Raw genomic sequence first — 12816 nt, 5'->3', positions numbered from 1 at the left:
GAGGGCGAGTGGTTCACGTACGGTCCGGGGTGCCGGCCAGGCCGGCGGCGGCCTCCGCGTGGGAAAGCACGGCGGCGCAGTCCAGCTCGCCGAGGCCGGCCTCGGCGGCGGCCACGAGGGTGTCGTGGGTGGCGTCGCAGACGGGGGTGTCGACGCCCAGGCGATCGGCCTCGGCGGTGGCCAGCCGGAGGTCCTTGCGCATCAGGTCGAGCCTGAACTGCGGTTCGCCGTAGGCCCGGCGGCGCATCACGCCGGCCTTGTAGCGCATCACCGGCGAGCTGAAGCCGCTCTCGCTGATCATCGACAGGGCGAGCTCACGGTCGATGCCGGCCCGCTGGGCCAGCGTCACGGACTCGGCGAGCACCTGCATCTCGACGCCCATCAGCACGTTGAGCATGACCTTGGCGGTGGCGCCGAGGCCGCTCGGGCCGAGGTGGCGGATCTCCTTGGCGAGCGGCTCCAGCACCGGGCCCAGCCGCTCGAAGGTCTCGGCGGATCCGCCGACCATGAAGCGCAGTTCGCCGTCCTTGGCGTGCTGGCCGTTGCCGATGATGCAGGCGTCGACGGAGCTGCGGCCGCGCCCGGCGACCCGCTCGGCCACCGTGCGGGCGAAGTCCGGGGAGACGGTGCTGGTGTCCATCACGATGCCGTGCGCGGGCAGCGTCTCCAGCACCCCGCCGGTGCCGAACAGCTGCTCCTCGACGGCCGCCTCGGAGGCGAGGCTGAGCAGCACCACGTCCACCCGCGCGGCCAGTTCGGCCGGGGTCGCGGCGACCTCCGCGCCGCGGGCGGCGAACGGCGCGGTGCGCTCGGGGGTGCGGTTGTGGACCACGATCCGGTGGCCCTGGTCGAGCAGCCGGGAGGCCATCCCGCCGCCCATCACACCGAGACCGATGACACCGATCCTGGTCGCCGGGGGTATGCCGGGGGTGGCGGCGGGCGGGAGGTCCCGGGAGAGTGCACGCCGCTGGCTGGGTATGTCGGCCATGGAGTCGACCCGCTTCCTGGTGGGCTGGTCGCGCCGGGTTCCCGGCGCTCGGAGTGCGGCGGGGAAGGCCGTGCCAGACACCCCGCCCCACCGCGGCCGGGGTGCCGACTGCCTATCCAGCCTAGCGGGTGAACACTCACTCCGCGATGGCTTCCGACGTCCGTTTCGAGCCGCATCGTTCACTGAGGCGCCGTCAACTCCCGTTCCCGGAGGCCCTGGAGCGACCGGGAACGGTCCGAACAGGCCTCCTCCCCCACCGCCGGGGGTAACGGTGGGGGAGGAGGGGCAGCGGTGGCGAACGCCGATCCGCCCGACCGTACGGGCCGGCCGCGACGGTCAGCCGGTCGCCGTCTCCGGTCGCCCGCCGGCCGCGGAGCCGGGCTGGGCACCCGGGGCACCCTGCTGGCCGGCCTGGCCCGCCGGGGCGCCCTGACCCTGGCCCTGGCCCTGCCACTGGCCGCCGCCCTGGCCCTGCTGCTGACCGCCGGGGCCGCCCGGGCCACCGGGGCCCTTGCCGCCGGGCGCGCCCATCGGCGCGCGCATCGGCCGCTCCTGGAGGAAGACCACCACCAGGGCACCGACCAGCGCGATGACCATGCCGATCAGGTAGACCACGTGCAGCGACTCGGCCAGTGCGGCGGCGACACCGTCGCGCACCGGCGGCGCCTGCGCCCGGACCTTGGCCGGCGCGGTCAGCAGACCATCCGTACCGAGCCGCTCCAGGGCGTCCGCCGGAACCTTCTTGGGCAGCCAGTCACGCAGCTGCGAGTTGAGGATCGCGCCGAAGATGGTCACACCCATGGCACCGCCGAGCGAGCGGAAGAAGTTCGCCGCGGCCGTCGCCACGCCCAGCTGCCGCATCTCGACGGAGTTCTGCACCGCCACGATGAGGACCTGGGTGACCAGACCGAAACCGAGGCCGAAGACCGCCAGGAAGACGCCCGCGGAGACCTGCGGGGAGTCCGCCTTGAGCGTCGACATCAGGTAGAGGCCGACCGCCATGACCAGCAGGCCGACGATCGGGAACAGCTTGTACTTCCCGGTCTTCTCGACCACCTTGCCGGAGAGCGTCAGGCTGGCCACGGTGGCGAGCATCATCGGGACCAGCAGCAGACCGGACTCGGTGGCACTGTCGCCGTTGGCGATCTGGAGGAAGAGCGGGGTGTAGACGGTCGCCACGAACAGCGAGACCGAGGTGAGGAAGAGGCCGAGGGTGGCCACCAGGACCACCGGGTCCTTGAACAGCGCCAGCGGGACGACCGGCTCGCCGGCCCGGTTCTCCTGCCAGACGAAGGCGCCGAGCAGCAGCAGCGCGAGCACCAGCAGGCCGATGATCTGCACCGAGCCCCAGGCGTACTGGTCGCCGGCCCAGACCGAGACCAGCAGCACCGAGACGATGGCCCCGCTGAGCAGCGCCGAGCCGAGGTAGTCCAGCTGCTTCTGCTGCTTGCGGACCGGCAGCTTCAGCACCGAACTGACGACCAGCAGCGCGACCACGCCGATCGGCAGGTTGATGTAGAAGATCCACGGCCAGGACAGGTGGTCGACGAAGGCACCGCCGATCAGCGGGCCGACCACGCCGGCGACCACGAAGCAGGACTGCGCGAAGCCCTGCCACTTGCCGCGCTCGCGCGGCGGGACCAGCTCCGCGATGAGGGCCATGGCCAGCGCCATCAGGCCGCCCGCACCGAGCCCCTGGAGGGTGCGGAAGCCGATCAGCTGGCCGATGTTGCCGGAGATCCCGGACAGCGCCGAGCCGAGCAGGAAGATCGTGATGGCCGACTGGAACATCAGCTTGCGGCCGTAGAGGTCGCCCAGCTTGCCCCAGAGCGGCGTGGCCGCGGTGGCGGCCAGCATGTAGGCGGTGACGACCCACGACAGGTGGGTCACGCCGCCGAGGTCACCGGCGATGGTCGGCAGGGCCGTCGCCACGATCGTCTGGTCCAGGGCTGCCAGGAACATGGCAAGCACCAGGGCAGCGAAGATCGTCAAGAAGGTTTTACGTGGCACTTCCGGGGCTGGTGCTGCGTACGGGGCGCTCATGGGGTACTCCTCGAGGAGGCGCTCGCCGGCTCGGAGTCCTTGCTCCAAGCTTGAATTCGTATAGACTATACAATCAAAATTAGCCGTCAAGGGCCAACGTCAAGGGCGACCACCGGCCGCCCGGAGGGGCAGCTAACGATGAGTCAACTGCAGGGAAAGATCGCGCTCGTGACCGGTTCTACCTCGGGCATGGGGGCGGCCGCCGCCGCCGCCCTGGCCGCCGCGGGGGCGCACGTGGTGGTCTCCGGCCGCCGCGCCGAGCTGGGCAACGCCGTCGTGGAGCGGATCCGCGAGAAGGGCGGACAGGCGGAGTTCATCGCCGCCGACGTCACCGTCGAGGATGACGTCGCCCGGCTGGTGGGTACCACGGTCGAGCGACACGGCCGGCTGGACATCGCCTTCAACAACGCGGGCGGCGGCGGGGCGTTCGGCCCGCTGGACCGGGTCCCGGCGGACGCCTTCACCCAGGTGATCGCCGTCAACCTGATCGGCACCTACCACTCGCTCAAGCACGAGATCGCCGTCATGCGGGCGAACGGCGGCGGCAGCATCATCAACAACGCCTCCACCGCCGGCGTCCAGGGCACCGCCTTCGGCCTGGGCGCGTACACCGCGGCCAAGCACGGCGTGGTCGGCCTGACCCGGGCCACCGCGCTGGAGGCCGGCCCGGCCGGCATCCGGGTGAACGCGCTGATCACCGGGCCGGTGGACACCGAGGACTTCCGCCGGCGGGTCGGCGGCCAGCCGGGTGCGCTGGAGCGGGCCGGGGCGGCCACCGCGCTGGGCCGGATCGCCACCGAGGAGGAGGTCGCCAACGCGGTGGTCTTCCTCGGCAGCGACGCGGCCAGCTTCGTCACCGGCTCGCTGTTCGGGCTGGAGGGCGGCATGACGGCCGGCGTCACGGCCGGGACGATGGGGCGGCCCGGCGGCGGCGCTCCGGGCCAGGGCCAGGGCGGCCCCGGCCAGGGCGCTCCGGGGGGCGCTCCGGGCGCCGGACGCCCGGGCGCCAACTGACCCGACACCGTCCACGGGCGGTTCCCGGCGTACCACCCATTGCCAGCAATCCACCCTCCGAGTATTTTTTCGATATGCTCGTGAAAACCACAAGGAACACCGAAGAGTTCATATCCGAAACCGGTGAGTGGATTGCTGGCAACCCGGTCGAGAATTCCATCCTGCTGACCATGCTGGCAGCGGCGAAATTCCGGCCGCCGACCGCCCCGCCGACCAACTGGAGCCGCATCGAGGACCCCGCGTCCGACGGCGGCCCGGTGGTCGGCGCGGCGGCCTTCACTCCCCCGCACCTGGTCGTGCTGAGCGGCATGCCGGCCGCCGCCGCGGCCGCCCTGGGCGCCGAGCTGGGCGCCGGCCCCGACCCGCTGCCCGGCGTGATCGGCTCGGACCCGGCGTCCGGCGCCTTCGCCGAGGCCTGGTCCAGGACCACCGGCCGCCCGGCCCGGGCGGACCGGCGCGAACTCGTGCTGTGCCTGGACGGTCCGGCCGCGCCGAACGAACGGCCCGCCCCGTCCGGGCGGTCCCGGGCCGCCAGGACCGAGGAGTTGGAGCTGCTCACCGACTGGTGCCTGGAGGCCGCGCACGGCGCCCGGCTCAGCCGGGAGATCGCCCGGCGCTCGGTCCAGGGCCAGATCGCCGGCGGCCTGCTGCGGGTCTGGGAGGACGACGGGCAGCCGGTCGCCGCGGTCGGCCGGACCGCCGCCGTCGCCGGGGTGGTGCGCTACAACCCGGTGTACTCGCGGCCCGAGGCCCGCCGCGGCGGCTACGTCCGGGCCCTGCTCGCCGAGGCGGTGACCGGGCAACGTGCGGACGGGCTGACCGGTCTGGCGGTGCTCGGCGAGGCCAACACGGCCGTCCAGGGGCTCTTCACGTCGCTCGGCTTCCGGCCCGTCGGGGGCCTTTCGGAATACCGCTTCGACTGATCCCCGGGGATTTCCCGGAAAAACACCCACGGGCCCGGATCCAGGAAGGATCCGGGCCCCTTTTCCGAGTTTTCCGGGTTTTCCGGGGCGGCCGGGGAACCGGCCCGGGCCCCGGGAATTCCGGGGCCCGGGCCGGCGCCGTTCCGGCCGGTGGTTGGGCCGCCGGCCGCTCCGCCGAGTCAGTCCAGCGGGTCGGGGTCCGGCACGGCCTCCAGCAGCGAGAAGGCCGTCCCGGTCGACACCACCCGGTTCAGCCGGTAGCCACCGCGCCGGAAGACCTCGGCGAACTGCGCCTCGGTCCGCACCTCACCGCTCATGGTCACCAGCATGACCAGGTCGAAGTTCTTCACGAACCGCGGCACGCCCTCGCGGTGCACCAGCTCGGCCGCGACGAAGCGGGCGCCCGGCGAGGCCTCGCGGCACCGGCGCAGCAGCCGCACCAGCGCCTCGTCCGGCCAGGAGTGCCAGACCTGCTTGGTGACGTATGTGCCGATCCCGGCCGGGACCCCGGCGAAGAAGTCGACCGGCTGGAACTCCAGCCGGCCCTGCTCGGCCAGCTTGGCGACGTCCGGCTGGGTGCGGGCCTGCTCGATCACGCTCGGCAGGTCGGCCAGCACGCCGCGGCCGACGGCTTCGTAGGCGTTCAGGATCGCGGCCAGGTAGGTGCCCTGCCCGCCGCCGAGGTCGCAGACCGCGCCGGCCCCGGCGAAGTCGGGGTACGCGGAGACCAGGGCGTCGGCGAGTGCGTCGGTGAAGTCGGTCATCGCCTGGTTGAAGGTCGCGGCGGCGGCCGGGTTGCGCTGCAGCCAGGGCCAGAGCGCGGTGCCGTGCACCTTCTCGAAGCCGGGCTTGCCGGTCTCCAGGCTGTGGTCCAGCGCGCCCCAGGAGGACCAGAGCCACTCGGCGCCGACCATCCGGGCCATCGCGTCCATCGAACCGGGCACACCGGGGCGGAGCAGTTCGGACAGCGCGGTGTTGGCGAAGACACCGGGCTCGGTCTCCTCGAAGACGCCGTCCTCGCTCAGCAGCCCGAGCACCTTGGCGAGCGGGCCGGCGGCCACCCCGGCGCGCTCGGCGAGCTCGGCGGCCGGCAGCGGGCCGTCGGCGAGCAGCTCGGCGATCTTGAACTCGGCGGCCAGGGCCAGACAGCGCGGGGTGGACGGGAACATCAATTCGGAGAGGAACACCGCGCCGGCCGAGGCAGGGGCGGTCTGGGGAACGGCGGTCATGGGGTGAGGCCTCCCTGCGGGGACCGGGCCGGGGCGGACGGGCGCCCCCGGCCCGAGGGGTCAGCGGTCATGGGTGGTCGGGCCGGACGGGCCCGCGCCGGGCGGCCCTGGACGGGCCGGGGCCGCCCGGCGTTCGCACGGGGCCGGGCTCAGCCCAGCAGGGCGAAGGCGAAGCCGCCGCCCGGGTTCGCCATGAACTTGTTGGTCGGCGGGATCTCGCCGCCGGCCGCGAGGCCCACCGCCGGACCGGCCAGCGCGATCCGGGTCGGGGTGGGGACGATCTGGACCTGCCCGGCGGCCAGCTGGCCCCAGTTGTTCCAGCCCCAGCCCCGCACCGAGCCGTCGGCCAGCAGCGCCAGCGCGTGCCCGCCGTTGCCGGGGGCCGCGTCGGTGCCGCCACCGCTGGCCGCCACCGCCTTGACGCCGGTCAGGCCGGGCACCGGGGCCGGCACCGCGCGGTCGGCGGTGGTGCCGTCGCCGAGCTGGCCGCCGTCGTTGAGACCCCAGGCCCACACGGTGCCGTCGGCCAGCAGCGCCACCGTGTGGTGGTAGGCGCCGACCAGCTGGGTGACCGAGTGCAGGCCGGCGACCTTCTGCGGGGCGGCACGGTCGACGGTGGTGCCGTCGCCGAGCTGGCCGCGGTCGTTGAAGCCCCAGACCGAGGCGGTGCCGTCGGCGTGCACGACCATGCTGTGGCCGCCGCCGGCGCTCATCCGGACGGCCGGCTCCAGGCCCTCGACGACGGCCGGGCGCGGCCGGCAGTCGAAGGAGGCGGTCATGTAGGAGCGGACGATCCGGCCCTCACGGGTCGAGCCGGGCCCGTCGCCGAGCTGGCCGCGGTCGTCGCGGCCCCAGGACCAGACGGTGCCGTCGGCCTTGAGCGCCAGGTTGTGGGCGCCGCCGACCGCCAGGTCGACGACGTCCTCCAGGCCCTCGACCCGGACCGGCACGGGCTGCACGCCGAAGTTGGCCTCGCCGAGCGCGCAGAAGAAGCCGGCGCCCCAGGCCCAGACGGTGCCGTCCTCCAGCAGGGCGGCGCTGTGGCCGCCGCCGGCGCCGGCCGCGCGGACCCGGCCGGGCAGCCCGACGGTGCGCACCGGGGTGGCCTGGTTCTCGGTGGAGCCGTCGCCGAGCTGGCCGAAGGCGTTGCGGCCGAAGCCCCAGAGTTCGCCGTCGCCGGTGAGGGCCAGCGCGTGGCCGCTGCCGGCCGCCACCCGGACGACGTTCTCCAGGCCCTTGATCTCCTGCGCGGTGCTCCGGCTGACGGTCCCGCCGTCGCCGAGCTGGCCGTTGGTGTTGTCACCCCAACTGCTGATGATGCCTGCCATGGTGATGCGACCTCTCTCGATCGTCGGGGGGCGGTCAGGCCCAGAACCGGTCGACGGCGTACTGGTCCTCGGGGTAGGTCCAGAACTCGGCGATCAGGCCGTCCTGGATGCGCGCCACGTTGACGAAGGGCATCTCCAGGCTCCTGCCCTCGCGCTCGTAGCGGGTGAACACGGTGGCGAAGGCGAACGAGTCGCTGGCGCCGATCTCGTGGATCTCCATCTGGATGCGGCCCTGGCAGATCTCGAACATCCGGCCGGCGAAGGCCAGCGCGGACTCGATGCCCTCGTGCGCGCCGGACAGCTCGCTGGTGCCCGGGTAGTAGTGCACGCAGTCCTTGGTCCAGTAGCTGGCCGCCTTCTGCACGTCGCCCACGGTGAAGGCGGCGTAGACCGCTTCCATGAGCTTGGCGTTCGGGTGGTCGACGACCTTCATGACTCTCCTCCTGTGCTGGTGCGGTGCGGGGCTGGTCGGTACCGAAAGGGGTTCCGGCGGAACCGGTTTCCGACGGGGCGTCAGACCGCGGCGCGGCGGACGATGTCGACGAGGGTGGCCCGGTCCGGGGCGGGGAACGGCGGCGGCGAGCCCGCGACCGCCTGCTTGACCCGCAGCCGGATCTCCTCGTCCTCGTACAGGCCGGCCGGGTTGTCGAGCGACATCATGGTGCGGACCAGCCGGCGCCAGACCACCTCGTCGGTGGCGGCCGCCTCGGCGACCGTCCCGAAGGTGAGCACGTCCGGCGGAAGCGGCGGCAGCTGCTGGCCGGCCACGGTGGCCCGCCAGAGCCGGGCGCGGCCCGCGTCGTTGCGGACGGCGTCCTCGAACCACGGGCGGAAGGTCCGCCCGGCCAGGCCGGCCGCCAGCGCGGCCTGCTCGGCGTCCGGCTCCGGGTGCTCGCGCACCAGGTCGGCCAGCCCGAGCACGTGCGCGATGGCCAGCGAGACGCCGCGGCCGAACGAGGGGTTGGTGGTGCAGACCGCGTCGGCGACCGGCAGGAAGCCGGGCACCGGCTGCGCGTCCTGGCCGTACAGCTTCAGCGAGTTGTCCAGGCCGCCCATCGCGTGCACCGGCGAGATCGGCACCGAGGCCTCCGGCGACACCCAGGGGGCGAGCAGCGGGGTGGCCCGGACCACCGCGGTGAAGACGTCCTCGGCGCGCATCTGCTTCAGCTCGGCGTCGTCCGGCAGGATGCCGAAGGAGATGGCGAAGGTGTTGTTGTCGCCGAGGAACATCACGCCGGTGTAGTGGTCCCAGAGCCCGCCGGCGCCGAAGCCGCGGTTGAGCGGGCCCACCGGGCGCGGTCCGAGCGCCCGGTAGTAGCGGGTGTAGTAGGTGATGTCGGCGCTGTGCGCGACCAGTTCGGGCTCGGCCAGGCCGTGCTCGCGCAGCCACTCGTGGCCCTGCGAGCGGCGGCCGCTGGCGTCGATCACCAGGTCGGCCCCGACGGTGCGGCCGTCCTTGGTGACCACGCCGGTCACCCGGGCCGGTCCGCGGTCGGCGACGGTCAGGCCGCGCACCGTCTCGCCCCGGCGGAAGGAGATGCCGGGCTTGCGCAGCGCCTCCTGCCGCAGGATCAGTTCGAAGGTGGTGCGCCGGCTGCCGAGCATGCGCAGCTCGGCGTCGGCCGGGTGCGGCGTCTTGTCGGCCAGGGTCGGCGGCATGGCCCTGCCCAGCTCGATCTCCCGGGCGCCGGCCCCGACCAGCGCCTGGTAGACGGACGGCAGCCGGTCGCGCAGCAGGTTGGTGCCGAGCGAGCCGAACGCGTGCGAGTGGTGCAGCTGCGGCACGGTCGGCCGCTGCCAGTCGCCGTGCGCGTCGTCGACGGTGTCCGGAGCCTCGTTGGCGTCCCGCTCCAGCACCGTGATGTCGTGCCCCAGGTCGGCGAACGCCAGCGCGGCCACCAGGCCGGCGACGCTGCCGCCGATGATCACTGTCCGTGTCATGACCTCACCCCGCGGTGGTAGCAGTGGAAAGGCCCGCCCGCGGGGTGTCCCGCGAGGTCTCGGCCTTGATGTGGAAACGGATGGACCTGGCCTCGCTGAAGCACTCGCGCATCGGGCGCACCAGGTCCCGGTGCTCCTCGGTCCGCTCCCAGGCGACGAAGTCCTCCAGCGAGCGCCACTCACTGGTGATCAGCCACTGCTCCGGGTCGGTGGAGGACTGGCAGACCTGGTCGCGCAGGTGCCCGGGGACGCCCTCGGCGACCAGGTGGCGGATCTGCTCGTACGCCGCGAGGAAGTCCTCCCGGCGCTCCTCCTTGACGGTGATGAGGAAGAGCACGCGGCCCTGTGCCGCGCCCTCGACGACCGGCATGGCGGTCTCCTTCCGGGTCGGTGGGTGATCGGGTCAGCCGTGGGCGCGCAGCAGGACGGCGCTGTTGAAGCCGTCGAAGCCGCGGGCGCCGATCAGCGCGGTGCGCACCTCGGTGGCCTGCTCCTCGCGGACGAAGGGCAGGTCGCAGCCGTCCGCCGGGCGGGCCGGGCCCGCCGAGGGCGGGATCAGGCCGTAGTCCATGGCGAGCACGGCGGTGGCCGCGTCCAGGGCGCTGCCGCCCTGGTAGAGCCGGCCGGTGAGCGGCTTCTGGGTGGTGACGGCGGCCGGGCCGGCCGGGCCGAACACCGCGCGCAGCGCCTGCGCCTCGGTGCGGTCGTAGCCGGGCACGCCCACCGCGTCGGGGAAGGCGACGTCGACCTCCCCGGGGGTGAGGCCGGCCCGTTCGACCGCGGTGCCGAGCGCGCGGGCGTACTGGCGGACCGAGCCGGTGGCGGTCCGGGTGGCGGCGACGGCGTCCTGGGTGGCGGCCCAGCCGGCGATCTCGGCGCGGATCCTGGCGCCGCGGGCGAGCGCGTGCTCCAGGTCCTCGACGATGAACACCGCGCCGCCCTCGCCGGGCACGTAACCGCCGGCCCGCTCGTCGAACGGCAGGTAGGCGGCGGCCGGGTCGGTGCCGGTGTACAGCCGGCCGCTGCGCTGCTGGCAGGCGAGCGCGTACGGGCCGAGCGGTGCCTCGGTGCCGCCGGCGAGCACCACGTCGGCGCCCCGGCGGATCAGCCGGGCGGCGTGCGCCAGCGAGTCCAGGCCGCCGGCGCCTTCCGAGACGAGCACGCTGGACGGGCCCTTGGCCTGGTGCCGGATGGCCAGCTGCCCGACGGTCGCGGCGTAGAACCAGGCGATGGACTGGTAGGCGCCGACGGTCCGCGAGGTGTCCGGCTGCCAGAGCCGCTGGAGCTCGCGCTGGCCGAACTGGTTGCCGCCGGAGGAGCTGGCCAGGGCCACCGAGAGCTTGTAGGGCTCGACCGTGGACGGGTCCAGCTCGGCCTCGCCGAGGGCCAGTTCGGCCGCCGCGTAGGCGAGGTGGGTCCACCGGTCGGTCTGCACCTGGAGCCGGCGCTCGACGTAGCGGTTGACGTCGAAGTCCGGGACCTCGCCGGCCAGCGTGGTCTCGTACGGGCCGGCGTCGAAGAGCGTGATCGGGCCGATCCGGCTCTCGCCGCCGCAGACCGTCTTCCAGTGCGCCTCGCTGCCGATGCCGCTCGGCGCGACCACGCCGATGCCGGTGATGACCGCGCGCCGTGTGCTCATCGGCCCCTCCCCAGCTTGGCGAAGAGCATCGCGGACTGGAAGCCGCCGAAGCCGCTGCCGACCGAGAGCGCCGCGTCCACCCGCACCTCGCGGGCGGTGTTGGGGGTGTAGTCGAGGTCGCACTCCGGGTCGCGGTTCTGCCAGTTGGCGGTCGGCGGGACGACCCCGCGCTCGACGGCCAGCGCGCAGGCGGCCATCTCGATCGCGCCGATCGCGCCCAGCGAGTGGCCGACCATCGACTTGATCGAGCTGATCGGCACCCCGTAGGCGGCGTGGCCGAGCGAGCGCTTGAAGGCGCCGGTCTCGTGCCGGTCGTTCTGGCGGGTCCCGGAGCCGTGGGCGCTGATGTAGCGGACGTCCTCGGGGTTGAAGCGGGCCTGGCGCAGGGTGTCGTTGATGGCCTCGGACATCTCCAGGCCGTCCGGGCGCAGGCCGGTCATGTGGAAGGCGTTGCCGCGGTTGGCGTAGCCGACCACCTCGCAGTAGATCCGGGCGCCGCGCCGGCGGGCGTGCTCCAGCTCCTCCAGGACGAGCACCGCGCAGCCCTCGCCGAGCACGAAGCCGTGCCGGTCCCGGTCGAACGGCCGGGAGGCGTGCTCCGGGTCGTCGTTGTCCGGGGTGGTGGCCCTGATGGCGTCGAAGGAGGCGACGGTGACCGGGGAGATCGGCGAGTCCGAGGCCCCGGTGATCATCACCTCGGCCTCGCCGTCCAGCAGCAGCTGGTAGGCGTGGCCGATGGCGTCGATGCCGGAGGTGCAGCCGGTGGAGACGACCACCGCCGGGCCGTGCGCCCCGTGCCGCACCGCCACGTCGGCGGCCAGGCTGCTGGGGATCAGGCCCTGGTAGAGGAACGGGCTGGTGACGTCCGGGTCCACCAGCCAGTTGCGGCCGGAGTCGCTGGCGACGACGAACTCGTCCTCCAGGACGATGGTGCCGCCGACCGCCGAGCCGAGCACCACGCCGGTGGCCTCCCGGGTGCGCTCGTCGAGCTCCAGGCCGGCGTCCAGCACCGCCTCCTGGGAGGCGGCGAGCGCGAACTGCACGTAGCGGTCGGCGCGGCGCAGCTCCAGCGGGGTCAGTCCGGCGGCGGCGCCGTCGAAGTCGGCCTCGGCGGCGATCTGCGAGCGGAACGCCGAGGCGTCGAAGGCGGAGATCCGGCGGGTCGCGGTGCGGCCCGAGGTGATGAGGTCCCAGAAGGTCTCCCGGGTGGTGCCGCCGGGCGCCACCACGCCGATCCCGGTGACCACCACCCGGCGGGCGCCCGTGGCGGGGAAGGCGGTCATCGTTCCCCCAGCACTATGTGGGCGTCCGCCGTGGTCCCCGGGCCGTCCTCGGTGTCGACGTGGCCGAGCTCGGGGGACGGTGCCAGCGGGCCGAGGTGGAAGACCGCGAAGGCCTCCTCGGAGCCGGTGTTGCGCAGCCGGTGCCGGACGTCCTTGGGGATGACCAGGCCCTGGCCGGCGAACAGCTCGAAGGGCTTGTCGTCGAGGTCGAGGGTCAGCTCGCCGCGGATGAGGAGCAGGAACTCCTCGCTGTACGGGTGGTAGTGCTCGCTGATCCGCTCCCCCGGCTGGAGCCGGGCGATCCCCATGAAGCCGGAGGTCGAGCCGACGGTGCCGGGTGAGAGCACCGCGCGGGTCTCGCCGCCGCGCTTGCGGTTGGCGGGGACGTCGTCGGCGGCGATGATGCGGATGTTCCTGGCGGCCACGGT

The 12816-nt window shown here is 73.7% G+C and carries 12 protein-coding genes; 2 read left to right on the top strand and 10 right to left on the bottom strand.

Annotated features, from left to right (window positions below; genetic code table 11):
- Nucleotides 1–13: 13 nt before the first annotated feature.
- Nucleotides 14–988: an NAD(P)-dependent oxidoreductase gene (locus ACFVUH_RS26445; RefSeq protein ID WP_355364935.1), complete on the bottom strand. Its 975-nt coding sequence runs from the start codon at nucleotides 986–988 to the stop codon at nucleotides 14–16.
- A 336-nt stretch (nucleotides 989–1324) separates the two neighbouring features.
- The gene (locus tag ACFVUH_RS26440) at nucleotides 1325–2980 is read right to left on the bottom strand and encodes an MDR family MFS transporter (protein ID WP_387915688.1); all 1656 of its coding nucleotides are present in this window, start codon (nucleotides 2978–2980) and stop codon (nucleotides 1325–1327) included.
- 219 nt (nucleotides 2981–3199) lie between these two features.
- Here ACFVUH_RS26440 and ACFVUH_RS26435 point away from each other — a divergent pair, with 219 nt between their 5' ends.
- Complete coding sequence (locus ACFVUH_RS26435) at nucleotides 3200–4045, top strand: SDR family NAD(P)-dependent oxidoreductase (protein ID WP_387915686.1); 846 nt, start codon at nucleotides 3200–3202, stop codon at nucleotides 4043–4045.
- A 170-nt stretch (nucleotides 4046–4215) separates the two neighbouring features.
- Nucleotides 4216–4968, top strand: coding sequence for a GNAT family N-acetyltransferase (locus ACFVUH_RS26430; protein ID WP_387915685.1), 753 nt, complete (start codon nucleotides 4216–4218; stop codon nucleotides 4966–4968).
- Nucleotides 4969–5147: 179 nt separating this feature from the next.
- Here the strand turns inward: ACFVUH_RS26430 and ACFVUH_RS26425 are convergent, their stop codons facing one another.
- The 8 genes from ACFVUH_RS26425 to ACFVUH_RS26390 all read right to left on the bottom strand — a co-directional run bounded on the left by ACFVUH_RS26425 (nucleotide 5148) and on the right by ACFVUH_RS26390 (nucleotide 12813).
- On the bottom strand, nucleotides 5148–6197 hold the full coding sequence (locus ACFVUH_RS26425; protein ID WP_355364947.1) for an ArsR family transcriptional regulator: 1050 nt from the start codon (nucleotides 6195–6197) through the stop codon (nucleotides 5148–5150).
- Nucleotides 6198–6346: 149 nt separating this feature from the next.
- Nucleotides 6347–7525: an RCC1 domain-containing protein gene (locus ACFVUH_RS26420; RefSeq protein WP_387915683.1), complete on the bottom strand. Its 1179-nt coding sequence runs from the start codon at nucleotides 7523–7525 to the stop codon at nucleotides 6347–6349.
- 34 nt (nucleotides 7526–7559) lie between these two features.
- Nucleotides 7560–7958 (bottom strand): nuclear transport factor 2 family protein, encoded by a 399-nt coding sequence (locus tag ACFVUH_RS26415; protein ID WP_355364953.1) that lies wholly within the window; start codon nucleotides 7956–7958, stop codon nucleotides 7560–7562.
- Nucleotides 7959–8038: 80 nt separating this feature from the next.
- Complete coding sequence (locus ACFVUH_RS26410; RefSeq protein ID WP_387915682.1) at nucleotides 8039–9466, bottom strand: FAD-dependent oxidoreductase; 1428 nt, start codon at nucleotides 9464–9466, stop codon at nucleotides 8039–8041.
- A 4-nt stretch (nucleotides 9467–9470) separates the two neighbouring features.
- Entirely contained in the window at nucleotides 9471–9836 is a 366-nt protein-coding gene (locus ACFVUH_RS26405; RefSeq protein ID WP_355364958.1) for an antibiotic biosynthesis monooxygenase family protein, read from the bottom strand.
- Nucleotides 9837–9869: 33 nt separating this feature from the next.
- Nucleotides 9870–11105, bottom strand: a complete 1236-nt coding sequence (locus ACFVUH_RS26400) for a beta-ketoacyl synthase N-terminal-like domain-containing protein (protein WP_387915680.1) — start codon at nucleotides 11103–11105, stop codon at nucleotides 9870–9872.
- On the bottom strand, nucleotides 11102–12388 hold the full coding sequence (locus tag ACFVUH_RS26395) for a beta-ketoacyl-[acyl-carrier-protein] synthase family protein (protein ID WP_387915678.1): 1287 nt from the start codon (nucleotides 12386–12388) through the stop codon (nucleotides 11102–11104). The genes ACFVUH_RS26400 and ACFVUH_RS26395 overlap by 4 nt, the downstream gene beginning before the upstream one ends.
- On the bottom strand, nucleotides 12385–12813 hold the full coding sequence (locus tag ACFVUH_RS26390) for a cupin domain-containing protein (RefSeq protein ID WP_355364967.1): 429 nt from the start codon (nucleotides 12811–12813) through the stop codon (nucleotides 12385–12387). Before ACFVUH_RS26390 ends, ACFVUH_RS26395 begins: the two co-directional genes overlap by 4 nt.
- Nucleotides 12814–12816: the final 3 nt, after the last annotated feature.

The sequence above is a fragment of the Kitasatospora sp. NPDC058032 genome, assembly GCF_042885845.1.
Classification (GTDB): domain Bacteria; phylum Actinomycetota; class Actinomycetes; order Streptomycetales; family Streptomycetaceae; genus Kitasatospora.
The sequence above is the reverse complement of the archived record's forward strand: the minus strand, read 5'-3'. Positions and strand labels throughout refer to the sequence as shown.

Bases quoted from the DNA above. Each gene is read 5' to 3' on its own strand.
- ACFVUH_RS26425 (WP_355364947.1), bottom strand. From the start codon at position 6,197: ATGACCGCCGTTCCCCAGACCGCCCCTGCCTCGGCCGGCGCGGTGTTC.
- ACFVUH_RS26395 (WP_387915678.1), bottom strand. From the start codon at position 12,388: ATGACCGCCTTCCCCGCCACGGGCGCCCGCCGGGTGGTGGTCACCGGG.
- ACFVUH_RS26430 (WP_387915685.1), top strand. From the start codon at position 4,216: ATGCTGGCAGCGGCGAAATTCCGGCCGCCGACCGCCCCGCCGACCAAC.
- ACFVUH_RS26420 (WP_387915683.1), bottom strand. From the start codon at position 7,525: ATGGCAGGCATCATCAGCAGTTGGGGTGACAACACCAACGGCCAGCTC.
- ACFVUH_RS26410 (WP_387915682.1), bottom strand. From the start codon at position 9,466: ATGACACGGACAGTGATCATCGGCGGCAGCGTCGCCGGCCTGGTGGCC.
- ACFVUH_RS26445 (WP_355364935.1), bottom strand. From the start codon at position 988: ATGGCCGACATACCCAGCCAGCGGCGTGCACTCTCCCGGGACCTCCCG.
- ACFVUH_RS26405 (WP_355364958.1), bottom strand. From the start codon at position 9,836: ATGCCGGTCGTCGAGGGCGCGGCACAGGGCCGCGTGCTCTTCCTCATC.
- ACFVUH_RS26415 (WP_355364953.1), bottom strand. From the start codon at position 7,958: ATGAAGGTCGTCGACCACCCGAACGCCAAGCTCATGGAAGCGGTCTAC.
- ACFVUH_RS26400 (WP_387915680.1), bottom strand. From the start codon at position 11,105: ATGAGCACACGGCGCGCGGTCATCACCGGCATCGGCGTGGTCGCGCCG.